20 protein-coding genes are annotated in these 23499 nt (G+C 73.3%); 14 read left to right on the forward strand and 6 right to left on the reverse strand.

What is annotated here, in order from left to right; translation table 11 throughout:
- Nucleotides 1-61: 61 nt before the first annotated feature.
- Nucleotides 62-1192, reverse strand: coding sequence for an ABC transporter substrate-binding protein (locus ACGF0D_RS14295; protein ID WP_392882357.1), 1131 nt, complete (start codon nucleotides 1190-1192; stop codon nucleotides 62-64).
- A gap of 425 nt (nucleotides 1193-1617) precedes the next feature.
- Between ACGF0D_RS14295 and ACGF0D_RS14300 the strand changes: the two genes are divergently transcribed.
- Both ACGF0D_RS14300 and purU read left to right on the forward strand, forming a co-directional pair.
- Nucleotides 1618-2052, forward strand: a complete 435-nt coding sequence (locus ACGF0D_RS14300) for a hypothetical protein (RefSeq protein WP_392915932.1) — start codon at nucleotides 1618-1620, stop codon at nucleotides 2050-2052.
- Nucleotides 2053-2161: 109 nt separating this feature from the next.
- A complete protein-coding gene (gene purU, locus ACGF0D_RS14305) occupies nucleotides 2162-3028 on the forward strand; it encodes a formyltetrahydrofolate deformylase (protein ID WP_392882352.1) in 867 nt (288 codons plus the stop codon).
- 10 nt (nucleotides 3029-3038) lie between these two features.
- On the opposite strand, the gene ACGF0D_RS14310 is transcribed toward purU, so the two are convergent.
- Both ACGF0D_RS14310 and ACGF0D_RS14315 read right to left on the reverse strand, forming a co-directional pair.
- The gene (locus tag ACGF0D_RS14310; RefSeq protein WP_392915935.1) at nucleotides 3039-4235 is read right to left on the reverse strand and encodes a zf-HC2 domain-containing protein; all 1197 of its coding nucleotides are present in this window, start codon (nucleotides 4233-4235) and stop codon (nucleotides 3039-3041) included.
- Entirely contained in the window at nucleotides 4232-4798 is a 567-nt protein-coding gene (locus tag ACGF0D_RS14315; RefSeq protein WP_392882344.1) for a sigma-70 family RNA polymerase sigma factor, read from the reverse strand. The genes ACGF0D_RS14310 and ACGF0D_RS14315 overlap by 4 nt, the downstream gene beginning before the upstream one ends.
- Before the next feature lie 647 nt (nucleotides 4799-5445).
- Here ACGF0D_RS14315 and ACGF0D_RS14320 point away from each other — a divergent pair.
- A complete protein-coding gene (locus ACGF0D_RS14320; RefSeq protein ID WP_392882342.1) occupies nucleotides 5446-5919 on the forward strand; it encodes an ATP-binding protein in 474 nt (157 codons plus the stop codon).
- A gap of 402 nt (nucleotides 5920-6321) precedes the next feature.
- Here the strand turns inward: ACGF0D_RS14320 and ACGF0D_RS14325 are convergent, their stop codons facing one another.
- The gene (locus ACGF0D_RS14325) at nucleotides 6322-7332 is read right to left on the reverse strand and encodes a GlxA family transcriptional regulator (protein ID WP_392882340.1); all 1011 of its coding nucleotides are present in this window, start codon (nucleotides 7330-7332) and stop codon (nucleotides 6322-6324) included.
- Between the two features lie 120 nt (nucleotides 7333-7452).
- On the opposite strand from ACGF0D_RS14325, the gene ACGF0D_RS14330 reads away from it, so the two are divergent.
- From ACGF0D_RS14330 to ACGF0D_RS14350, 5 genes are all read left to right on the forward strand, one after another.
- Nucleotides 7453-8775: an MFS transporter gene (locus ACGF0D_RS14330; RefSeq protein WP_392915937.1), complete on the forward strand. Its 1323-nt coding sequence runs from the start codon at nucleotides 7453-7455 to the stop codon at nucleotides 8773-8775.
- A 110-nt stretch (nucleotides 8776-8885) separates the two neighbouring features.
- On the forward strand, nucleotides 8886-9413 hold the full coding sequence (locus ACGF0D_RS14335; RefSeq protein WP_392882335.1) for a GNAT family N-acetyltransferase: 528 nt from the start codon (nucleotides 8886-8888) through the stop codon (nucleotides 9411-9413).
- 132 nt (nucleotides 9414-9545) lie between these two features.
- Complete coding sequence (locus ACGF0D_RS14340; protein ID WP_392915939.1) at nucleotides 9546-9878, forward strand: DUF4229 domain-containing protein; 333 nt, start codon at nucleotides 9546-9548, stop codon at nucleotides 9876-9878.
- A gap of 35 nt (nucleotides 9879-9913) precedes the next feature.
- Nucleotides 9914-11035, forward strand: coding sequence for a LacI family DNA-binding transcriptional regulator (locus tag ACGF0D_RS14345; protein WP_392915942.1), 1122 nt, complete (start codon nucleotides 9914-9916; stop codon nucleotides 11033-11035).
- Nucleotides 11036-11226: 191 nt separating this feature from the next.
- Nucleotides 11227-14637: an SdrD B-like domain-containing protein gene (locus tag ACGF0D_RS14350; protein ID WP_392915944.1), complete on the forward strand. Its 3411-nt coding sequence runs from the start codon at nucleotides 11227-11229 to the stop codon at nucleotides 14635-14637.
- Nucleotides 14638-14712: 75 nt separating this feature from the next.
- Here ACGF0D_RS14350 and ACGF0D_RS14355 read toward each other — a convergent pair whose 3' ends face one another.
- Nucleotides 14713-15921 (reverse strand): MFS transporter, encoded by a 1209-nt coding sequence (locus ACGF0D_RS14355; protein WP_392915947.1) that lies wholly within the window; start codon nucleotides 15919-15921, stop codon nucleotides 14713-14715.
- A 468-nt stretch (nucleotides 15922-16389) separates the two neighbouring features.
- On the opposite strand from ACGF0D_RS14355, the gene ACGF0D_RS14360 reads away from it, so the two are divergent.
- Nucleotides 16390-17736, forward strand: a complete 1347-nt coding sequence (locus tag ACGF0D_RS14360; RefSeq protein WP_392882324.1) for a dicarboxylate/amino acid:cation symporter — start codon at nucleotides 16390-16392, stop codon at nucleotides 17734-17736.
- Between the two features lie 297 nt (nucleotides 17737-18033).
- Here ACGF0D_RS14360 and ACGF0D_RS14365 read toward each other — a convergent pair whose 3' ends face one another.
- A complete protein-coding gene (locus tag ACGF0D_RS14365; protein ID WP_316526772.1) occupies nucleotides 18034-18237 on the reverse strand; it encodes a cold-shock protein in 204 nt (67 codons plus the stop codon).
- Nucleotides 18238-18609: 372 nt separating this feature from the next.
- Here ACGF0D_RS14365 and ACGF0D_RS14370 point away from each other — a divergent pair, with 372 nt between their 5' ends.
- The 5 genes from ACGF0D_RS14370 (at nucleotide 18610) to ACGF0D_RS14390 (ending at nucleotide 23383) form a co-directional block, all read left to right on the forward strand.
- Nucleotides 18610-19536: a menaquinone biosynthetic enzyme MqnA/MqnD family protein gene (locus ACGF0D_RS14370; protein WP_392882321.1), complete on the forward strand. Its 927-nt coding sequence runs from the start codon at nucleotides 18610-18612 to the stop codon at nucleotides 19534-19536.
- A 167-nt stretch (nucleotides 19537-19703) separates the two neighbouring features.
- The gene (gene mqnC, locus ACGF0D_RS14375; protein ID WP_049651178.1) at nucleotides 19704-20924 is read left to right on the forward strand and encodes a cyclic dehypoxanthinyl futalosine synthase; all 1221 of its coding nucleotides are present in this window, start codon (nucleotides 19704-19706) and stop codon (nucleotides 20922-20924) included.
- A 30-nt stretch (nucleotides 20925-20954) separates the two neighbouring features.
- Nucleotides 20955-21680, forward strand: a complete 726-nt coding sequence (locus ACGF0D_RS14380) for a hypothetical protein (protein ID WP_392915950.1) — start codon at nucleotides 20955-20957, stop codon at nucleotides 21678-21680.
- A 250-nt stretch (nucleotides 21681-21930) separates the two neighbouring features.
- Entirely contained in the window at nucleotides 21931-22518 is a 588-nt protein-coding gene (locus ACGF0D_RS14385; protein ID WP_392915953.1) for a hypothetical protein, read from the forward strand.
- A 169-nt stretch (nucleotides 22519-22687) separates the two neighbouring features.
- Nucleotides 22688-23383 (forward strand): demethylmenaquinone methyltransferase, encoded by a 696-nt coding sequence (locus ACGF0D_RS14390; RefSeq protein WP_392882316.1) that lies wholly within the window; start codon nucleotides 22688-22690, stop codon nucleotides 23381-23383.
- Nucleotides 23384-23499 lie beyond the last annotated feature (116 nt).

Genomic DNA, 23499 nt, shown 5'->3' on the forward strand with positions numbered 1-23499 from the left:
GTGAACGACGAGGGGGACGGGCCCGAAGGCCCGTCCCCCTCCCGCTCCGGCGCGGTCCGCGTCAGGCCGGCGGACGGCCCCCGGTGAGCGCCCAGCGGATGTCCACGAAGCCCGGCTGCTGCAGGGTCATCCGGCCGTTCTTGACCACCTGGTAGGTGACCCAGGTGTTCACCAGCCGCGGCGACCCGCTGCTGGGCAGCATGTTGGTGGTGCCCCAGTTCAGCGGCGGGGTGATCCCGACGTCGATGCCCTCGCCGCTGTCCAGCAGCGAGGAGACGGCCTTCGAGGTGACCGGCTTCCCGGCCTCCGCCAGCTTCTGCGCCGCCGTCCGGAACACCTCGTACGCGACCCAGGTGGTCTGCACGCCGGGGTCGGAGACGTCGATGGGGTGCCCGCCGGTGGTGTCGGTGCGCACCACCGCGCGCAGCCCGTCCCAGATCTTCGCGGACTCCGGCGGGTACCAGCTGGTGACGTAGGCGCCGCCGAGCGGGCCGGTGTCGCCGCCGGTGGAGTCCACCACCGACTGCTGGACGCTGCCGATCACCGAGGCGATCCGGGTGTTCTTCACGCTGACCCGCCGGTAGGCGTCCAGCAGGTTGCCGGTCGGTTCGGCGGCCAGGGCGCTGGTGATGCAGTTGCCCTGTTCGTCCTTGCCGATCGCCTTGCGGATCACCGGGGTGTAGTCGGAGGACTGCTCGGGCGCCTTGACGTCCGTCAGCTTGATCCCGGCCGGCCGCAGCGCGGTGCCCAGGTAGCCGAGCAGGTTGTCGCCGGCCGGGGTGTCCGGGCGGATCAGGGAGACGGCCTTGCAGCCGGCGTCGACCAGCTGGCGGCCGTTGCCCGCGATCAGCGCCGGCATGCCGCCGTCCACCGGGTAGGACAGCGGGCTGGAGAACTCCGGCTGGGAGAGCCCGTAGCCGCCGATCAGCGGGATGCCGGCGCGCTCCAGCACCGGCATGAACGCCTCGCCCCACTGGCTGTAGGAGCCGATCACGGCGACCGCCTTGGCGTCCACCGCCTGCTGGGCACAGGCGCGGGCACCGTCCGGGGTGTTGTGCTCGTTGCAGGTGATCACGCGCAGCCGGTGGCCGTCCAGTCCGCCCTTGGTGTTGACGTCCTGGCCGATGGCGGAGGCGAGCGCCGTCATGCCGGGGCGGTCGGCGGAGCCCGTGCCGGCCGGCGCCCAGGTCATCACAACAAGGTCATTGCCGCTGGTGGAAGCATCGGCCGATCCGCCGCACGCGGAGGCCGAGAAGAGGGTGGGGAGCAGGGCCGCGGTGGTCGCGGCGGCTGCGATCGGGCGTCGGCGGCGGCGTCGCCCGACCTGGGGACGGGCTTGGAAGGAGTCCCTTCGGCTGGTCATCGGCATTCCCTCTCTGGGCGCCCTCCGGCGCGCCGGAGCAAGCCAAGCCCCGGTGCCACAAGTCGAGAGGGCCGAAGTGCGAACGAATGGCGAACGGCCGCCGAACTCCGAGGAGGTACGCGTGTAGATCGCGAGTGGAGCGCGAACAGACGGGGAACGTACGATCGTTCACCATGTCCGCCAGCACAGAATCTTCGTATCGGTCTGCCCGAAACACTTCTCGTCCGAGCCACCGCTCCAGCACGATGGGCGGCATGCCGCTCAACGACCTGCCCTGGTGGCGCTGGCGAGCCCGACTGCGCTCGGCGCTGCACATGCTGTCCGACCCCGGTTTCCAGCAGGACACCTGGCTGACCGGACGGGAGGGCTACGGCGACGTGACCGACGCCGTCTACCGGCTGGTCGAGGACACCTGGCTGGACCGCTGGTCGGCCGAGAAGTACGTCGGGACGATCCTCCGCGACCCGGCCGAGGCCGCGCTGGTGGACGTCGCGGTGCTGCGGGCCGTGCAGATGCTGCACGAGGTCGGGGCGGACGCGCCGGCCTCCGCCTACCTCGGCCACCCCGGCTGGCCGGAGACCGTCCGGGCCGCCCGCGAGGCGCACGTCATGCTGGCCACGGGCGACGGGGACGACCCGGATGCGCCGCCGAAGTCGCTGGACGTACTGCGCATCCTCACCCAGGTCTGACCTCCGGACGCCCGCCGTCCCGCAGTACGGGCAGCGGGGCGGCAGGTGTCCGGGATGTGACACGCTGGACCATCCACGCACGTCACGACCTCAGAACGGGATACCCCCAGTGGAACAGCAGCCGGTCGGCGCCCAGTACGTCCTCACGCTGTCCTGCCCCGACAAGCAGGGCATCGTCCACGCGGTCTCCAGCTACCTCTTCATGACCGGCTGCAACATCATCGACAGCCAGCAGTTCGGGGACGGCGACAGCGGGCTCTTCTTCATGCGGGTGCACTTCTCCGCCCCCGAGCCGGTCACCGCGGACAAGCTGCGGGCCAGCTTCGCCGCGATCGGCGCCTCGTTCGGGATGGACTGGCAGATCCACCCGACCGAGCAGCGGATGCGGATCGTGCTCATGGTCAGCAAGTTCGGGCACTGCCTGAACGACCTGCTCTACCGCACCCGGATCGGCGCCCTGCCGGTGGAGATCGCCGCGGTGGTCTCCAACCACACCGACCTGCGGGACCTGACCGAGAGCTACGGCATCCCCTTCCACCACATCCCGGTCACCAAGGACACCAAGGCCCAGGCCGAGCGGCAGCTGCTCGACCTGATCGCGGCGGAGGACGTCGAGCTGGTCGTGCTGGCCCGCTACATGCAGGTGCTCTCCGACCAGCTGTGCACCGAGCTGTCCGGCCGCGTGATCAACATCCACCACTCCTTCCTGCCGAGCTTCAAGGGCGCCAAGCCGTACCACCAGGCGCACGCGCGCGGCGTGAAGCTGATCGGCGCCACCGCGCACTACGTCACCGCCGACCTGGACGAGGGCCCGATCATCGAGCAGGAGGTCGCCCGGGTCACCCACGACGTCAGCCCCGACCAGCTGGTCGCGCTCGGCCGGGACGTCGAGTGCCAGGCGCTGGCCCGCGCGGTGAAGTGGCACAGCGAGCACCGGGTGCTGCTGGACGGGACCCGTACGGTCGTCTTCGCTTAGGCCTTCAGACCTAGGGCCGGGAGAGCAGCGGGAGCGCGTGCAGCACCTCGCGCACCGCGGTCCGGTCGCCGTGCTCGCCGACCGGCAGCCGGTCCGGGTCCCGGTGCGCCGCGGCGAGCTGGCACAGCTCCAGGCCGTCCAGCACCATCGAGGCCACCGGCTCCCCACCCGCGCCGCCGCTGCGTTCGTCGCCGCCGTCGAGGGTGATCAGCCACTCGCCGCCCGCCGGGCCGTCGACCATCAGCCGCACCCGCCGGGCCGGTCGGACCCCGCCCTCCGGCAGGCCGGGCGCCCCGGCGTGCTCGGGCCGGGCCGCGCGCAGCCCGGCCAGTGCCCGGGGGAGCAGCCGGACCACCAGCTCCACCATCTGCCGCAGGTGCTGCGGCGCCGGCGGGTCGTACGGGTAGGCGACCGCCCTGGCCACGTCCTCGCCGTGCACGAAGCACTCGAAGGCGCGGTCCACGAAGGCGTCCCGCAGCGGCAGCACCGCGAAGCCGTAGTCGACCGGGGTGTTGCCCTGGGGCGCGAGCGCGGCACCGCGCACCAGGTCGTGGGCCTGCCGCCGCCAGCGGGAGCGCACCGACTGCGGCGCCAGGCCGCCCTGGTCGGCGATCAGCCGGGCGGTGCGCGCGGTGATCGTGTCGTACGGGCCGCCCTGCGGCGGGACGCGCGGCACGGCCGGCCCGGCGGCCGGCTCCTGCGGCGGCACCCGCCGTCCGGCCGGCGCGGCGGGCAGGCCGGGGAGGGCCGGCACCGGGTCGGGCAGGCCGAGCGCCAGCGCCAGGAAGCCGTCCACCGCGGTCAGGTGGCCCAGCACCTCGGCCGGGCGCAGCCGCTCGGTGCCGCCGTGCCACGGCAGTTCGGCCACCTCCAGCCACTCCTCCGGGCCGAGGTCGCGCAGCAGCGCGTCGAGCTTGGCGGTCTCCGCCGTGTACGGCATGCCCCAGGCGGGGACGGGCAGTTCGGCCGGCCGGCGGGCCAGGCACCAGTCGAGCACCTGCTGGCGCAGCGGGCCGGGCTGGTCCAGCGGCTCGTCCAGGGAGAGCCAGCCGGCCGCCTCGCGCAGCCGGGCCGCCTCCTCGGCGCACTCCCGGCAGTCGCCCAGGTGCTGCTCCAACTCGGCGGCCTCGCGGGCCGGGCAGGCGCCGAGGGCCCACGCGCCGAGCAGCGAGCGCAGGGCGTCGTGCCGCTCCTCTGTGCTGCTCACGTCTCCCCGTTCCCGTCCCCGGCCGCGGCCTGGCGGGCGCGCTCGTCGGCCAGTTCGGTGGCCAGCAGCTCCAGACCGAGCCGCATCCGCTGCTTGGCGGCCTGCTCGCTGATGCCGAGCAGGCGGGCCGTCTCGCGGTAGGTGCGGCCGTCGTAGTACGTCACCGCGATGGTCTCACGCAGGGGTTGGGGCAGGGAGTCGACCACGTACTGGACCCGGGCGGCGGTGGCCACGGCGCGTATCTCGGCCTCCGCGCCCGGTGCCCGCTCGGCGGCCCGCCGCGCCCGCAGCCGTTCGACGGCGCGGTGGTGGGTCAGCGCGCCGAGCCAGGAGCGCAGGGTGCCCCGGGCGGGGTCGTAGTCCTCGGGGTGCTCCCAGACGTGGGCGAAGATCTCCCGGGTGAGCTGGGTGGCGGCGGCCTGGTCGGCCAGTATCCGCCCGGCCAGGCCGTGCACCATCGGTGCGAGCTGGTCGTAGAGTTCGCCGAGCGCCGTCTCCTCGCCGCGGGCGAGGCGGCGCTGCAACTGCTCGTCCCAGCGCGGGTTCCGCTCCGGGGTGGCCATCGGGAAACCACCCTCCTGACCGGGTTCGCTGGCGTACCCAACGGTATCTTGCGGCCGGGTGGCGCCGGGAGCGATTCCGGCAAGATCGGAACCGTTCCGAGCGTTTCGCCCTCCTCATGGGTGGGCCCTCCGGTAGGGAGGTGCCGCACGCCTTCCGGCTCCCGGCCCGGGGGAGTGGCCGGGGGTGCGTCCCGGGGCCGCCCGGGGTCGTTCGGGGCCGTTCGGGGTGCCGCTGTTCGACCGTCGTCGGACACATGTCGCACGGGTGGTTCGCGAGTGGCGGGCGGGGCTCGCGCGACGCGCGGCGGTAGGTTCCCGACGGCGGGACCGGCAGGTCGGCCCGGGCCGGACGATCACCGGTGCGAGGCTCGCGAGAGTGAGCGGGACAGTATGCACTCCCCTGTCGCCCGATCGCCGGAATATGCCCGAAGCGCTTGCTGCTGTCGGTCCCCCCGCCCATCCTGAGGCGTATTCGTGTCGCGGCCGGTACCCGACCGACGAGGCGGCGCGGACGAGTGGGCGCGGGCGGACGGATCGGGCGGGCGCCCGGGTGCGGCTCGGGTGGCACCGGGCGACGTGCGAGGGCCCGCCGGCCGATCCGGCCCGATCGGAACTAAGGCCGAACTGCGAGTGCGGGTGGTGGAGCGGTGCAGGTTCTTCAGGTACAGCTGGCGGTCCAGGCTGACCCCGCCGAGGTCGGCCGGGCCCGCCGGTGGGTGCGCTCGAGGCTGCTGAACCACGGGGTGGACCCGGACGCGCCGATGGCCGAGACGGTGGTGCTGGTGGTCTCGGAGCTGGTGACCAACGCCGTGGTGCACACCGGCTGTCCGGCCGTGCTGAGACTCTGTCTTCCGGTGGCGGACGGGAGCGGTGCGGGCGGGCCGGCCGTCCCGCTGCGGGTGGAGGTCGCCGACGCGAGCCAGGCCGCCCCCACCCCGCGGCACGCGGGCGCCGACCAGGACGCGACCAACGGCCGCGGCCTGGAACTGGTCGAGCTGCTCTGTGAGCGCTGGGGCTGGGACCCGGAGGGCTCGGGCAAGCGGGTCTGGTGCGAGATCGGCAGCGACGCCCGTCCGGCCGATCCGCTGGCCGACGTGGACTGGGCGGCATTGGCGCAATAGCGGCTTTCGCGGCGGCCGTCGGACGGTGCCTGACTCCGGTGCTGATCACCGGCCGAAAGGTGACGCAACCATTCCGAATTTCGGACTAGCCATTGACGTGACGTATCCGACTGATCACGCTTGGGTGCGGCGCTCCGTCGCGAGGGGACGCCGAGGGGACGTCCGTCCACCGCTGCGGAGCTGCTGTCCAGGGGATTCGTGTCAGCAGGGGGGGATCGCGGACGGGTCGCGGACCGCTCCTCGGCGAGTGCGGAGGGTGCGGCGCTGGTTCAGGGCCCGCGCGCGCTGTTTGGATGGTGGCCTGCCGTGCCGTGCCGGAGGCGCGCGCGGCCTGCCGCCATCCAAGGCGCCGTCGGGGAACGACGGGATCCGGCCACCGGCGGCCCGGTTCCCCGGCCGTGCTCAGGAAGCCTGCCGGGTGGGGCCTTCGGGAACGGCGAGGCCTTCGGGGACGGCGCGGAAGGTGCGTCGGTAGGCGCTCGGCGCGACGTCGAGCCGGCCGCGCAGCTGCAGCCGCAGCGAGGCGGCGGTGCCGAATCCGGACTCCCGGGCGACCTGGTCGATCGTCAGATCGGTCCGTTCCAGCAACTGCCGGGCCCGCTCGGTGCGCTGGGTGGTGATCCACTGGCCGGGGCTGGCGCCGGTCTCCTCGCGGAAGCGCCGGGTGAAGGTCCGGACGCTCATCCCCGCCCGGTCGGCGAGCCGGCGCAGCGCCAGCGGCTCGTCCAGGTGCTCCAGCGCCCAGGCGCGCACCGCGGCGGTGCCGCTGTCGTCGGCGTCCACCGGGCTCGGGGCCTCCACGTACTGCTTCTGGCCGCCCTCGCGCCACGGCGGCACCAGGCAGTTGCGGGCCACCGCGTTGGCGACCGCGCTGCCGTGGTCGCGGCGCACCACGTGCAGGCAGAGGTCCACCCCGGCGGCCACCCCGCCGGAGGTGAGGAGGTCGCCGTCGTCGGTGTAGAGCACGTCGGGGTCCAGTCGCACCCGGGGGAACAGCCGGGCGAAGTGCTCGGTGTAGCGCCAGTGGGTGGTGGCCGGGCGGCCGTCCAGCAGGCCGGCGGCGGCCAGGACGAAGGACCCGGTGCAGATCGACATCAGCCGGGTGCCGGGCCGGATCCGTGCCAGCGCGTCGGCCAGGGCCGGGGTGAAGCAGGCGTCGGCGACGTCCGGGGCGGAGTCGGCGGACGCCGGGATCAGCACCGTGTCGGCCCGCTCCAGCAGTTCGGGCCCGTGGTCGACCAGCACCCGGAAGTCGGCGCTGGTGGTGACCGGCCGTCCGTCCAGGGTGCAGGTGGCCACCTCGTACAGCGGCCGGCCGGCCGGGTCCCTGGCGCCGCCGAAGATGCGGGCGGGGATGCCGAGTTCGAAGGCGATCACGCCCTCCAGCGCGAGTACCGCGACCAGGTGTGCCATGCCGTCCCCTCGGGCGTCGGTGGGTCCGGGCCAGGCTACCGCGCCCCTTGGCCCGATTCTTGCGAAAGCTGTCGTTCAGGCCACTCGTCCGGCTCCGGGCCGCCCGGAACACTCGTCCGCGTGACCGAACGCAGCGCCCCCGCCCCCACCGTCCCCCGCTCCGAACCGCCCGCCCCGGCCCGACGCCCCCGGGTGCACTACGCCTGGGTGGTGGCCGCCGTCTCCCTGCTCGTGCTGCTCGGCTCGGCCGGCTTCCGCTCCACGCCGAGCCTGATGATGGACGCCCTGCACAACGAGTTCGGCTGGTCGCTCGGGACGATCTCCAGCGCCACCTCCGTCAACCTGACGCTCTACGGCCTCACCGCCCCGTTCGCCGCCGCCCTGATGGACCGCTTCGGGGTGCGCCTGGTGGTGGTCTGCGCGCTGCTGACCATCTCCGTCGGCGCCGGGCTGACCATGCTGATGCGTCAGCCCTGGCAACTGGTGCTCTGCTGGGGCGTGCTGGTCGGCCTCGGCAGCGGCTCGATGGCCGGCGCCTTCGCCACCACCATCACCGGCCGCTGGTTCCGGGCCCGCCAGGGCCTGGTCACCGGGGTGCTGACCGCCGCCGGGGCGGCGGGGAACCTGGTCTTCCTGCCGGTCGGCGCCTGGCTGGTCGAGCAGCACGGCTGGCGCTCGGCCGTGGTCGTGGTCTCGCTCGCCGCCAGCGCCGTCGCCGTCCCGGTCCTGCTGCTGATGCGCGAGCGGCCCGCCGACCTAGGCCTGCTCCCGTACGGCGCCACCGAAGCCCCGCCCGCGCCGGTCGCCGAGGGCCGGGCCCTCACCCGCTCGCTGCGGGTGCTGCGGGACGCCGCCCGGAGCCGGGCGTTCTGGCTGCTGGCCGGCTCCTTCGCGATCTGCGGCGCCACCACCGCCGGCCTGGTCGGCACCCACTTCATCCCGGCCGCGCACGACCACGGCATGCCCGTCACCACCGCCGCGAGCCTGCTCGCCCTGATCGGCGTGTTCGACGTGCTCGGCACCGTCTTCAGCGGCTGGCTCACCGACCGGGTCGACTCCCGGCTGCTGCTGACCGTCTACTACGGGCTGCGCGGCCTGTCCCTGCTCCTGCTGCCGCAGCTGTTGGCCGGCTCGCTGCAGCCGCCGATCCTCGCCTTCGTGATCTTCTACGGCCTGGACTGGGTGGCCACCGTGCCGCCGACCGTCGCGCTGTGCCGCCGGCACTTCGGCGAGGACGCCCCGATCGTCTTCGGCTGGGTGCTCGCCGCCCACCAGATCGGCGCGGCCGTCGTCGCCGGGCTGGCCGGCCTGGCCCGGGACGCGCTCGGCAACTACGACCTCACCTGGTACGGCGCCGGCGCGCTGTGCGCGGTCGCGGTCGGGCTCTGCCTGGCGCTGCGCGGCACCGGGCGGGACGGCGGGGCGGTGCCGGTGCTCCCGTGACGTCGGGGCGGTGCCGGCGCCGGTGCTTCCGTGACGGTGGGGCCCGGTGGGCGGGGGCGGTGCCGGACCTCCCGGTAGGACGGTCGTACCGGAGGTCTAGGCTCCGCCTCATGGCGCTCATCTTCACCCTGGACCCGAAGCTCGACCCCGACCTGCGCACGGACGTCGTCCGGCTGTGGGTCGACGTCACCAACGCGGGTGGGGCGGTCGGTTTCGTGGCGCCGGTCACCGAGGACGAGGTCTGGGACACCGCCGACCGCCAGTTCGCCGGGGTCGAGCCGGACGGCCCGGACCGGCTGCTGGTCGCGCACGAGAGCGGGACGGGCCGGCTGGTCGGCCTGCTGTTCTTCGAGTCGATGCGCTTCGGCCTGATGGACCACTGGCGGATGCTCAAGCGGGTCATGGTGCACCCGGACTTCCAGGGCCACGGCCACGGGGCCGGGCTGCTCGCCGAGGCCGAGCGGGTGGCCCGGGAGTGGGGCCTGGAGTCGCTGCGGCTCACCGCGCGCGGCGGCCTGGGGCTGGAGCGCTTCTACGCCCGCAGCGGCTACCGGGAGGTCGGCCGGGTGCCGGCCGCGATCCGGGTCGCCCCCGGGGACGACCGGGACGACATCACCATGTGGCTCGACCTGCGCTGACACCCGCCCGGGGGCGGACCGGGACGGACCGCGGCGGCCGGGCGGGCCGGATCGGTGCCCCGTGCCCCGCGCCGGCCGTCAGGCATGCTTGACTGGAGGACCCGCCCCAGCGCAAGAAGAAGGATGTGTCGAGTGACCAGCAACGGCCCGGAGAAGTCGCACGCCACGCTCCGCTACACCTCCCTGCGGGTCAGCATCTTCCTCGGCTGCCTGCTGGTGGCCCTGCTGCTCGGGCACTTCCAGATCATCCCGGTCAGCGGTGAGGCCGGCATGATCTTCCTGTTCCTGCTGGCCGCGATCGCCTCCGCGCCGCTCAGCTACGTGCTGCTGAGCAAGCAGCGCGATGAGATGTCCGCGCAGATCAGCGGCAGGGTCTCCGGGATGCGCAGCCGTACCGCCGAGCGGAACGCCGAGGAGGACGCCGCCGACGAGGCCGCCCGCGCGGCCGCCGCCGGCCAGAGCTGACCCCGGCTCCGCCCCGCCCCACGAGCGCAGCCGCCGTGCCCGCCAACAGAGACTCCGAGCCGTCCGAGCCGTCGTCCGAGCCGTCGTCCGAGCAGACGCCCGCCGAGGGGTCGCCCGCCGAGGGGGCGCTCGGCACCTGGCCGGCCCCCGTCCGCCGGCCCACCGGACGGGACGTGGCCCGGCTCGCCGGGGTCTCCCAGGCGACCGTCTCCCTGGTCTTCTCCGGTGCCGAGGCCGGCCGACGGGTCTCCGAGGCCACCCGGGAGCGGGTCCGGGAGGCCGCCCGCAGCCTCGGCTACCGCCCGCAGGCGGCAGGCCGGCAGCTGCGGCTCGGCCGCAGCGGGATGATCCTGCTGGCCGTGCCGAACCTCCAGGGCCCGTTCTTCGGCCGGGTGCTGGAGGGCGTCCACGAGGAGGCCGGCCGCAACGGCCTGGCCGTCGTGGTCAGTTCCGGCTGGGGCCGCGCCACCCTCGCCGAGGCCGCCACCGCCGGCCGCTTCGACGGCCTGCTGATCTGCTCCCCGGACGACAGCCAGCTCGGCGAGCTGCCCGCCGACACCCCCGCCGTCTTCCTGGACGCCGACCCCGGCACCGACCGGGCCCGCCCGACCGTCGAGCTCGACGTGGCCGGCGGGATGCGCGCCGCGGTCGAGCACCTGGCCGCGCTCGGCCACCGCCGGATCGGCCGGCTGCGCTCCAGCCACTCCGCGTACACCTTCCGGGTCCGGCAGGCCGCCTTCGAGCAGGCCGTGCGCGAACTCGACCTGGACGTCGTGGAGTTGGGCGTGAGCCTGAACGACGGCCACCGGGCCGCGCGGACCGTCGCGAGCCGGCTGCTGGAGCGGGCGGACCGGCCGCGCGCGGTGATCTGCGACGACGACGTGGTCGCCTCCGGGGTCTACCAGGCCGCCGCCGAGCTGGGGTTGCGGGTGCCCGAGGACGTGTCGGTGGTCGGCATGGACAACGTCGCGGTGGCCGCGCTGCTCGCCCCGCCGCTGACCACCGTCGACCTGCCCGGCGAGGAGCTGGGCCGGGCGGGCGCCGCCGCGCTGGCGGCCCTGCTGCGCGGCGAGCGGGTGGCGCCGGTCGCACCGCTGGCCACCTCGCTGGTGCTGCGCTCCTCCACGGCGCCGGCCGCCACGGCTCCGATGGTCTGATCACTTTCCGCAATCACCTGGTGGTGTTGTTTCGTCCGGTTTGCCCGTTGGCTACTCCAATCGGGTGAAAAGTCATCCTTCACTCTCGCGCCGTACCTCCATTCGGATTAACAGAGGGTGAGATTTCCAGCATGCGGACGCTCCGATCAATACCCTCACCCTCGTCCAGGGCAGGCCGTACGGCCATGGCCATGGGCCTCTTCGCGGGCACGCTGCTCACCGGCACCCTCACCGCTCCGACCGCCGAAGCCGCCGTCAGCTTCACCAAGACGGTGGACAAGCCGACGGTGGCGCCCGGCGAGAACGTCACCTACACCCTGCGCTACACCTGCTCGGTCACCGACTGCGCCAACGGCCGGATCACCGACACCCTCCCCGCCGGGATGGAGTTCGTCGGCTGGACCCCGGACGCGAGCACCGTCGACGTCGCCGGCTCGACCGTCCCGGCGGCGGGCGCCATGGGCGGCACCCTCGACATCAGGCTCCTCGCCCTCACCCCGGGGACCACCGCGACCGTCAAGGTCGTCCTCAGGTTCCCCAACTTCACCACCCCCAACGGCGCCAAGGCCGTCAACTCGGCCACCCTGACCGCCGACGGCGAGCCCGAGCAGTCCGGCTCCGCCACCACCGGCGCCGTCGTCCAGCCCGACTACAAGGTCACCAAGGGCGTCCAGACCAGCAGTCAGGACGGCCGGTCGGTCACCTACCAGTTCAGCGCCTGCTCCACCAGCGGCGTCCCCAACGTCGACCTGGACGCCGCCCGCCTGGTCGACACCCTGCCGCCCGGCGCCGTCGTCGACACCGGCCGCTCGCCGGGCTGGACCCGGGACCCGGCCGACCCCGACCGCTGGGTGTTCGACATCGGCGACTTCCGGGCCGGCAACGGCCAGGCGGGCTGCCGCAATCCCGGCGTCCTGGTCGTCAACTACCCGGACCCGACGTTCCCCAGCGGTACCACCTCCACCAACTCGGTGGTCCTGCAAGGCGATCCGCTGGGCCCCGAGGGCATGCGCGACCTCTCGAAGGCCACCGCGGACTCCCCGACCTTCCAGCCGCCGACCACCGGCATCCAGGTCACCGCCTCCAAGATCTGGCAGGACAAGGTCGTCTCCGGCGACATCGCCTCCTTCAGCCTCCACCCCGGCAACATCGCCGGCCCCGCCACCCGCCTGGTGATGACCGACCCGGGCGGCGGCACCACCTCGAACCTCTACAACTGGCTGATCCCGCAGTCCATCCAGCTGGAGGCCTGGAACCCCACCAGCATCGGCCTCATCCTCCAGTACCGGCTGGACGGCGACCCGACCTGGCGGACCTTCACCCCCGGCAAGCCCTTCGACGGTTCGGGCAGCCGCCGGATCACCTTCGCCGCAGGCGCCGGCAACCCCGCGAACGACGAGCTCGGCATCCCCGCCGGGCGCCGGCTGGACGGGCTGCGCTTCGAGTGGAACGGCCCCATCCCCACCGGCTGGAGCCCCGGCAACGCCGTCCAGGTGCTCGCCCAGGTGGTCACCCCCGGCCACGACGGCCGCACCGCGCCCGGCCCGCTGCACAACTGCGTGGACGTGACCGGCACCGACGCCGCCGGCGCGACCTCCTCGGCGAGCGCCTGCGCCGACGCCGACGTCTCCGCGGCCACCAACCTGGGCGCGGCCAAGACCACCACCTCCGGGGAGGTGCTCGCCCCCGGCGGCATCGCGACCTTCCAGATCACCCCGTACAACCGCACCGGCCGCACCCTGGGCACCCCGCTGGTGATGTACGACCTGCTGCCGGCCGGCCTCGTCTACCAGGACGGCAGCGCCCGCCGCGACCCCGGCTACCCGGAGTCCGTCGCCCCGCAGTCCGTCCAGGTGCTGCCCGGACCGGACGGCCGCCAGCTGCTCAAGCTGACCTGGCCGGCCGGCGCACCCGACATGACCTACCTCGACGACCACCGGGCCTACCGCACCCTGATCGACGTCCAGGTGGCCGGCAGCGCCAGGCCCGGCACCCTCACCAACGACGTGTACGTCACCACCGAGGGCGCCAAGGAGCCGGTCGCCTGCTCCTACTTCGGCACCGACAGCGGCGTGCCGGACACCCGCGACCTCAACGGCGACGGCAACACCACCGAGACCGTGTGCCACGCCTCCTCCAAGGTCGAGGTGCAGGTCCCGGCCGTGCTGCGCTCCTTCAAGGAGGTCAGGGGCGACCTCGACAAGGACTACGCGACCACCGGCACCACCACGCCCGGCGGCGGCCTCTCCTACCGGCTGACCGTCCGCAACGACTCGCCCGACCCGGTCACCGACTTCGTCGCGTACGACAAGCTGCCCACCCCGGGAGACTCCTACCTGCTGCGCCCGGACGTCCCGCGCGGCTCCGCCTGGACGCCCTCGCTCACCCGGCCGCTGACCTCCAGCGATCCGACCGTGGTGATCGAGTACACCACCTCGCCGAAGCCCTGCGTGACCGGCGCGATCACCGTGCCCGGGCCGTGCGACGCCGGCGCCCGGTGGAGCACCGACTTCCCCGGTCCCGGCAACGCCACCTGGTTCAGGGTCAGCCGACCGGGCACCCTGCCGTCGGGCGGACTGTTCACCCTGACCTGGCCGATGGTCGCCTCGGTGGACGCCGGCAACGCCGACTTCGCGTGGAACAGCTTCGCCTACACCGCCACCGACTCCACCGGCAGCCCGCTGCTGCCGGCCGAGCCCGCCAAGGTCGGCGTCGGCGTCCGGGCCCCCGCGTCGCCGAACAACGCGCTCGGCGACCACGTCTGGGCCGACCGCGACGGCAACGGCGTCCAGGACTCCGGCGAGAGCGGCGTCCCGGGTGTCCGGGTGGAGCTGCTGGACGGGACCGGGCAGCCGGTCCGCGACAAGCTGGGCAAGCCGGTCACCACGGTGACGGACACGGACGGGAACTACCTGTTCGACCAGCTGCCGGACGGGGAGTACGCGGTGCGCTTCGACCTGACGACCGTCCCGGCGGACGCCAAGGTCACCGTGCGGCACGCGGGGAAGGACCCGGCGCGGGACTCGGACGCCGACCCGACCACCGGGACCACCCAGACGGTGCGGCTGTCGGGCGGGGCGCGGGACCTGAGCCTGGACCTGGGGCTGGTACTGGCGGATGCGCCTACGCCTACTCCGACGCCGACGCCGACGCCGACGCCTACTCCCACTCCGACGCCTACTCCGACGGGTTCGCCGACGCCGACCTCGTCCCCGTCTCCGACCTCGTCGTCGACGCCCACCCCGACGAACTCGCCGTCCCCGACGGGTTCGCCGACGCCGACGAACTCGCCGACGGGTTCGCCGATGCCGACGAGTTCGCCCTCGCTGACGGGCAGCCCGACCGGCACCCCGTCGGGCACCCCGTCGGGCACCCCGACCGACGGCCCGTCGAACGGCCCGTCGTCGACCGAGCCCCCGAGCACGGGTGAGCCCGGTGCCCCGTCGCAGGATCCGCGGCGGCCGTCCCCGGGGCAGGGGAGCGGCGAGCTGCCCCACACCGGTGGGCCCGGCCTGCTGCCGGCCGTGCTGGGTGCCGTCGCCCTGGGCTTCGGCGTGCTGTTCACGGTGATCGCCCGGCGCCGTCGGGGCCGTCACAGCTGATCATCCGTAACCGAAGGACAAAGACTGTGCCCGCCGGCCAGACCGCCGGCGGGCACAGTCGTCTGTGGGGGTGGGTCAGCCCACCGGGACGGGCTGCGCGGCGGTGGCCGCCGGAGCCGGGTGGAACCAGCGCCGGGCGCCGAACAGCAGCAGTCCGCCGAGCGCGATCCCGCCCACCGCGCACATCGCCACCGGGCGCAGCGAGTCCTCGGCGAGCTTGCCGGAGACGGCGTAGCCGAGCGAGTTGCCGGTGGCGAACAGCGTGACCAGCCAGGCGAAGGCCTCGGTCACGGTGCCGGTCGGGGCCAGTTCGGCGACCAGCACGAACGCCGCCGCGAGCAGCGGGGCCAGCATGATCCCGGAGAGGAAGGCCAGCGCGGCCATCGGGTACGGCCCGGGCAGGGTGACCAGCGGCAGGTAGGAGGCGGCCATCGCGAGGGCCATCACCCAGGTGCGGGTGGCCGTGCTCTGCCGCCAGTTGACCGCGCCGTAGGCGAGCGCGCCGAGCAGGCCGGCGAGCGCGGCCAGCGCCAGCAGGGTGCTCCCGCCGCCCGGCAGTTCGCCGGCGTGCCGCTCGGCGTAGGCGATGAACAGCACGTTCTGGGCGCCGACCGCCCAGCCGGCCCCGGCCAGGCCGATCAGCAGCAGCACCAGGCCGGGGGAGCGCAGCGGTCCGAGCAGTCCGGCGGACTGCTCCCGGGCCGGGGCGCGCCAGGCCCGGGCGGGCCCGGTGGTGGCCACGATCAGCGCGCCGGCCAGCCCGAGCCCGGCGGCCACCCAGAGCGCGGCGACCGGGCTGAACAGTCCGGAGATGGCGGCGACGGCCAGCGGCCCGGCCACGTAGAGCGTCTGCTGTGAGGCGGAGTCGAAGGCGTACGCGGTGTCGAGCTGCTTCTCCTCGACCACGTCCGGCCAGAGCGAGCGCAGGCAGGGCTCCAGCGGGGGCATGGCGAGACCGGCGATCGCGGCCCCGACCGGTGCGCCGATCGCGGAGCCGGGGGCGAGGGCGAGCAGCGCGTACCCGCCGCCGGCCACCACGGCGGAGGCGAGCAGGACCCTCGGCTGCCCGGTGCGGTCCACGATCCGGCCGAGCACCGGCCCGCCGATGGCGGCGGCGAACGCGTAGGCGGAGGTGGCCAGTCCGACCCGGCCGTACGGCACCCCGGCGTCGCGCAGGGCGAGGGCGATGACGAGGGCGGTCATGCCGGCGGGCAGACGGCCGAGCAGGGTGCCGAGCAGCAGGCGGGTGACGTGCGGGGCACGGAGCAGGGCTAGGTAGCCCATCGGCGTCCTCTCCGGGTGGGCAGGCAGGGGCGGGGACGCCGACAAAGTTATACGTATAACCGCTCAGTGGTCAATCGGACCGCCGAGCTGACCTGATGGGGCGTCAGCTTCGTTCGTGTCCGGAGTTCGAGTTCGCGGTGCGCCCGAAGAGGGCAGGAACTCTGCGTGACCTCAAACAAGTACTTTGAACATCTCAAACCTTTGCTGCTAACGTATCGGTCATGACAGCCTCAGACGCACTGCGGATGCACGGCCCGGGCCAGCTGCCCGGGGCCGCCCGCCCGTGTGCTCTGGCCGGTGCTGTGGACAGCCCGCGCCGTTGTCGCGCCCCGCGCTGTACCGCCCTGTGCTGTACCGCGGCGGCACGCCCCTGACCGGGGCCCGACCTCTCCCGTCCGGCCCCGCGCCGTGCCGCCTGCTCCGCCCCCACCTCACCGTCAGCAACGCCCTCCCCGGAGACGCTCCCCCATGTCCACAGCGCCCGAGGCGACCACGTCGCCGTCCGTGCTCGCCCGCATCCGCAAGACGCCCTTCTGGGTGCAGATCGTCGCCGGCCTCGTGCTCGGCGTCGGCCTCGGCTACCTGGCCCGCGCCGCCGACATCTCCTGGCTGGCCACCACCCTGGAGACCATCGGCAAGATCTTCGTCCAGCTGCTCAAGCTGGCCGTCCCGCCGCTGGTGTTCACCGCGATCGTGGTGAGCGTCGCCAACCTGCGCAACGTGACCAACGCGGCCCGCCTGGCCACCCGTACGCTGCTCTGGTTCATGATCACCTCGCTGATCGCGGTCGGCATCGGCATCGGCCTGGGCCTGCTGACCAACCCGGGCGAGGGCACCAACCTGAAGACCGAGGGCCTCAAGGCGCTCGACTCCAAGGGCACCTGGGTCGACTTCCTGACCGGGATCTTCCCGACCAACATCGTCGACTCCTTCGCCAAGGTGAACGTCCTCCAGATCGTCTTCCTGGCGGTCGTGGTCGGCGCGGCGATCATCAAGCTCGGCGCCAAGGCCGAGCCGGTCCTCAAGCTCAGCGAGTCCGTGCTGGAGCTGACCCAGACCGCGCTGTGGTGGGTCATCCGGCTCTCCCCGCTCGGCACCCTCGGCCTGATCGGCAAGTCCGTCGCGAAGTACGGCTGGGACCTGCTGAAGCCCTTCGCCACGCTGACCCTGGACATCTACCTCGGCTGCGCCCTGGTGCTGTTCGTCGTCTACTCGCTGGTGCTGCGCTTCGCCGCCGGGCTCAACCCGGTGCACTTCTTCAAGGGCGCCTGGCCCGCGATCCAGCTGGCCTTCGTCTCCCGCTCCTCGGTCGGCACCCTGCCGGTCACCCGCCGCGTCACCGAGCGCCTCGGCGTCCCGAGCGAGTACGCGTCCTTCTCGGTGCCGTTCGGCGCCACCACCAAGATGGACGGCTGCGCCTCGATCTACCCGGCCGTCGCCGCGATCTTCGTCGCCCAGGTCTTCAACGTCGAGCTGGGCATCAAGGACTACATCCTGATCGCCTTCGTCTCGGTGGTCGGCTCGGCCGCCACCGCGGGCCTCACCGGCGCGATCATCATGCTGACGCTGACCCTGTCCACCCTGGGCCTGCCGCTGGAGGGCGTCGGCCTGCTGCTCGCCATCGACCCGATCCTGGACATGATGCGCACCGCGACCAACGTCGCCGGCCAGGTCGTCGTGCCGATCGTGGTCGCCGCCCGGGAGCGGATCCTGGACGTCGCCGCGTACAACAACCCCTCCGGGGACCTGTACGAGGAGGACGCGAAGCCGGCCGTCGCCGCAGGTCAGGGCGAGGCGGCCCCGGTCGCGGCCTGAGGCCCGTCCGGCCTTCCGGCCCGGCCGCTCGGCCGGAGGTCGGATGTCCGATCGGACGTCAGAGGGGGCGTTCGATCCGCGACGGAAAGGGCCCTCTCCCGGTGACGGGAGAGGGCCCTTTCCGCATTCCTTCGTTCCGCACCCGAACTTCCGTCCGGTTCGCGGCTTTCGAAAAGGCAGGGGGCCCGCCGGATGGGCGGGCCCCCTTGGGTACTGCTCTTGTGCTCACGGTGGCGGCTGTCGGGAGCCGCCGACGGACCCGTTCGGGTCCCGAGCGATCAGATCATCAGAGGATGGTCAGACAGCGCTGACGTTCTCCGCCTGCGGGCCCTTCGGGCCCTGGGTGACGTCGAAGGTGACCTGCTGGTTCTCCTCCAGCGAGCGGAAGCCGTTCGCGTTGATGGCGGAGTAGTGAACGAAGACGTCGGGGCCGCCGCCCTCCTGGGCGATGAAGCCGAAGCCCTTCTCAGCGTTGAACCACTTGACGGTTCCCTGAGCCATGCCGTTCTCCTTGCGATGCGTGTCGGGGGCCACACCGTGTGACACCCGGTCCGCTGCGCTGATCGCCCTGCCTCCGGACGTGTCCGAAATTTTTCGATATTGCTGAAAAACTACAAAAAGCCTGCGGTTACATGCTCCGCAGGCTTCAAGTACTGCAAGGGGAATCAAACTGCAACTGAGGGCAACGCTAGCATGCGGCCGCTGTGACGACCAGAGGTCACTTGCGGCGTGGAAGGCGCGTGTCGTAAGGGCGGGAGCGGTCGCGGAAAGGCGTGCCGGAGGCGCGTGAGGGCGTGTCGGGTGGCCGGTGCGGGCCGCCGCGAACAGCAGGCATACGCTGCGGGGAGGTACGAACAGCAAGGGAGCGGCGCAGTGGCAGCACCGGAAGCACGAACCCCGGACGCGCGGACGCGGGAGCCCCGACAGAACACCCCGGACACCCCGGTCAGGCCCAGGGTCGGCCACATCCAGTTCCTGAACTGCGTACCCCTCTACTGGGGGCTCGCCAGGACCGGCAACCTGCTCGACCTGGACCTCACCAAGGACACCCCCGAGAAGCTGAGCGACCAGCTCGTCGGCGGCGCCCTCGACATCGGCCCCATCACCTGCGTGGAGTACCTGCGCAACGCGGACGACCTGCTGGTCCTGCCGGACATCGCGGTCGGCAGCGACGGCCCGGTGATGTCCTGCCTGATCGTGAGCAAGGTGCCGCTCGCCGACCTCGACGGCCGCAGGGTCGCCCTCGGCTCCACCAGCCGCACCTCCGTGCGGCTCGCCCGGCTGCTCCTGGAGGAGCGCGAGGGCGTGCGCCCGGACTACTTCAGCTGCCCGCCGGACCTCAGCGCGATGCTCGCCGAGGCCGACGCCGCCGTCCTGATCGGCGACCCGGCCCTGCGCGCCTACCTCGGACAGGCCGCCGACCTCGGGCTGACCGTCCACGACCTCGGCGAGATGTGGAAGGAGTGGACCGGCCTGCCGTTCGTCTTCGCGGTCTGGGCGGTGCGGCGCGAGTTCGCCGAGCGCGCCCCGGAACTGACCGCCGCGGTGCACCGGGCCTTCCTGGAGTCCCGCGACCTGTCGTTGGTCGAGGCCACCAAGGTGGCCGAGCAGGCCGCCCGCTGGGAGTCCTTCGGGGCTGACGTGCTGGAGCGGTACTTCAGCGAGGCGCTCGACTTCTCGCTCGGCGAGCGGCAGCTGGCCGGCGTCTCCGAGTTCGCCCGGCGGGTCGCGCACGACAGCGGGTTCGCCCCGGACGTCGCGGTGCGGCTGCTGGAGCCGGCGGCCCTGCCGGTGGGGTGACCGGTCCTGCCGACGGGGTGACGGGCGTTGCCGCGGGGCGACGGGCCCTGCTGGTGGGGTGACCGGCGTCGTCGCCGGGGGTGACAGCGGAGGTGGGCGGCCGAATGTGCTGGCGTAGGCTGGTTCGGCCGTACCCCAGTAGCACTTGAGAGAGAGAAGGCCGCCAGGTGACCGAGCTCGCAGCGACCACCCTCGATGCGTCCAGCACCGACCTGAAGGCCGTGCTCGACCGGGCCGCCGCCGGCGGCCGGATCACCCCGGAGGAGGCGCTGGAGCTCTACCGCTCGGCGCCGCTGCACGCGCTCGGCTCCGCCGCCGACGCGGTGCGCCGCCGTCGCTACGCGGGTACCGAGCACATCGCGACGTACATCATCGAGCGCAACATCAACTACACCAACGTCTGCGTGACGGCGTGCAAGTTCTGCGCCTTCTACGTGCCGCCGAAGAGTGACAAGGGCTGGTCCCGCGAGCTCGACGAGATCCTGCGCCGCTGCGCCGAGACGGTCGAGCTGGGCGGCACCCAGATCATGTTCCAGGGCGGCCACCACCCGGACTACGGCGTGGAGTACTACGAGCGCGCGTTCTCGGCGATCAAGGCCGACTTCCCGCAGCTGGTGATCCACTCGCTGGGTGCCTCCGAGGTCGAGCACATGGCGCGGATCTCGGGCGTCTCCGTCGAGGAGGCCATCACCCGGATCCACAAGGCGGGCCTGGACTCCTTCGCCGGCGCCGGCGCCGAACTGCTGCCGGAGCGGCCGCGCAAGGCGATCGCCCCGCTGAAGGAATCCGGCGAGCGCTGGCTGGAGATCATGGAGATCGCCCACGGCCTCGGCGTGGAGTCCACCTCCACCATGCTGATGGGCACCGGCGAGACCAACGCCGAGCGGATCGAGCACCTGCGGATGATCCGCGACGTGCAGGACCGCACCGGCGGCTTCCGGGCCTTCATCCCGTACACCTACCAGCCGCAGAACAACCACCTGAAGGGCTCGACCCAGGCCACCGTCTTCGAGTACCTGCGGATGATCGCGATCGCCCGCCTGTTCCTCGACAACGTCGCCCACATCCAGGGCTCCTGGCTCACCACCGGCAAGGAGGCCGGCCAGCTGTCGCTGCACTACGGTGCGGACGACCTCGGGTCCGTGATGCTGGAGGAGAACGTCGTCTCGGCGGCGGGCGCCAAGCACCGCTCCAACCTCACCGAGCTGATCCACCTCATCCGGGCCGCCGACCGCGTCCCGGCGCAGCGCTCGACCACCTACGAGCACCTGCGCGTGCTGGACGACCCGGCCAACGACCCGGTCGACCCGCGGGTCGCCTCGCACATCGCCTCCACGGCGATCGAGGGCGGCACCGCGCACCCCGAGCTGAAGATCCTGGACAACTGACCCCTCTCCCCACGGTGCGCTGACCCCGTCATGCTGACCCTGCACCGGGCGGCGTTCCTGCTGCCCGACCCGGCCGATCCCACCGCCCCGTCCATCGCCGACGGGGCGGTGGTGGTGCGTGGCGAGCTGGTGGAGGCGGTCGGGCCGTACGAGGCGCTGGCGGCCGCGCACCCGGGCGCGCGGGTGCGGGACTGGGGAGCGGCCGTGCTCGCCCCCGGGCTGCGCAATCCGTACGGGCACTGGCTGCTGGAACGGGCGTACCACCCGGATCCACGGGAGGAGGTCGGCCTCGAACCGGTCGCCGACGGGCTGGCCGGATCCACGGACGAGACGCGCTGCGGGGCCAGCGCGCGGCGGGGGCTGCAGCGGATGCTCGGGTACGGGGTGACGGCGGTGGCCGGGCCCTTCGAGCGGGCCTCGGTGCGGACGGCGGTGGCGCGGTCGGGGGTGGTGGGGCTGCCTGGCTCCGGATCTTCCGGTTCTGGCTCCTCCGGCTCCTCTGGCTCTTCCGGCTCTTCCGGCTCCTCGGGTGGGGGCGTGGGGCCGCTGGATCCGCTGGCGGTGCTGCCGTTGGCGCAGGCCGTGTACGGGCGGGTGGCGGCCGGGGGGCGGGCGGACTTCGCGGTGTTCGCGGTCGCGGGTGTCGGGGGTGCCGTGGGCCTCGCGGGTGCCGCGGGTGCCGCGGCCGTCGAACCGGCGGCGGGCGGGTGCCTGGCCACGGTTCTGGGCGGGCGGTTGGTGTACCGCCGGCGGTGAGACGACCGTCACGGCGGGCGCGACGTACCCGCCAGTAGCCGGAATCCCTTGTGGTGTACGGGACTTCCTTCGTGTGCACCCGAACTCCGGTGCCGGTTGCGGAGAGTGATTGCCCTTTCATCGTGACCTGAGGGCCCGCCAGCGGATACGATCCCGGACAGCTCACTCCGTACCCTCACCACACCACTGCCCGCGCCCGCGGGCGGCGGGGCCGTGTCCCCGGCCCCGACGGCAAGCCAGGACAGGAACCATGCGACCCGCGACCGTTCCCCCGCCGCGCATCCCGCGGTTGGGCCGTGGTTGGTACCTCGCCGCCGTGCTCAGCGCCGTGCTGGCCGTCGGCATGTGCCTGCTGGGTTGGCGTCAGGCCGACCAGGCCGACCGGATCGAGGCGCACCCGGTGAGAGTCGAGGGGGTCGTCACCCAGCTCCCGACCGGCGGCGGCACCTACAGCGCCGTCAGCTACCGGGCCGGCGGCGAACCGCACACCGCGGCCGCGCTTCCGCTCTCGGACGGCATCAGGCTCGGCGACAAGGTCTGCCTGGAACACGCCGCCGACGACCCGGGCGCGGTCCGGATCTGCGGCGACACCTACCCGCAGCCGGTCGGCGTGGGCCTGGCCCGGTTCAGCGTGCCGGTGGGAGTCGTGCTCTTCCTGATCTGCGTGCTGCGCATCCGGCGGCACCACAAGGCCCTCGCGGTCCGCAGCGGGAAGGGGAAGCTGGCCGCCAACCTCGCCCTGGCGACCGGGGCGCTGGCGGACGGGATGCCCGCGATAACGCATGGCAAGCGGTCCCGCCGGCGGCGCCGCGCGGGCGGGCGGCGCGCTCAGCACTGACGGGCGGCGGGCTCGGCGCTGACGGGCGGAGGGCTCAGTGTTGACGGGCGGAGAGCTCGGCGCTGACGGGCCCGTGGGCGTGGCCCGGCGGGTGGTGCTCCAGGTGCGCCCCGAGGGTCGGCGTGCCCCCTTGGTCGGGGTGTCCGTGCGAGGGTGAACAATGGGGGGCGTGACCCGAGCCTCTCTGGACAAGCAGCCGCACGAAGTCGCCGCCATGTTCGACGACGTCGCGGCCAAGTACGACCGCACCAACGACGTGCTCTCCCTGGGCCAGGCCCGCGCCTGGCGCCGGGCGGTGGCCGAGGCGGTGGACGCCGGACCGGGCGACATCGTGCTCGACCTCGGGGCCGGCACCGGCACCTCCTCGCTGCCCTTCGTCGAGGCCGGCGCGAAGGTCGTCCCCTGCGACTTCTCGGTCGGCATGCTCGCCGAGGGCAAGCACCGCCACCCCGAGCTGGCGCTCACCGCCGGCGACGCCACCCGGCTGCCGTTCGCGGACGACACCTTCGACTCGGTGACGATCTCCTTCGCGCTGCGCAACGTCCAGGACACCGACGCGGGGCTGCGCGAGATGCTGCGGGTCACCAAGCCCGGCGGCAAGCTGGTGATCTGCGAGTTCTCCACCCCGACCTGGACGCCGTTCCGGACGGTCTACACCGAGTACCTGATGCGCGCGCTGCCGCCGGTGGCCACCGCCGTCAGCAGCAACCCGGACGCGTACGTCTACCTCGCCGAGTCCATCCGGGCCTGGCCGGACCAGCCGGGCCTGGCCGCCAGGCTCCAGGACAACGGCTGGTCGAAGGTCGCCTGGCGGAACCTGACCGGCGGGATCGTCGCGCTGCACCGGGCGTACAAGATCGCGTAGCCGGGCGGTGGACGCGGCGGACGTGACGGACGCGGCGGCCACCTCGCTCGGGGGCGGGGCCGGTTCGCGGCTGGTGGTCGGGGCTGGTTCGCGGCTGGTGGTCGGGGGCGGGGGCG

This window comes from Kitasatospora sp. NPDC048298 (genome assembly GCF_043201465.1).
Lineage (GTDB): Bacteria > Actinomycetota > Actinomycetes > Streptomycetales > Streptomycetaceae > Kitasatospora.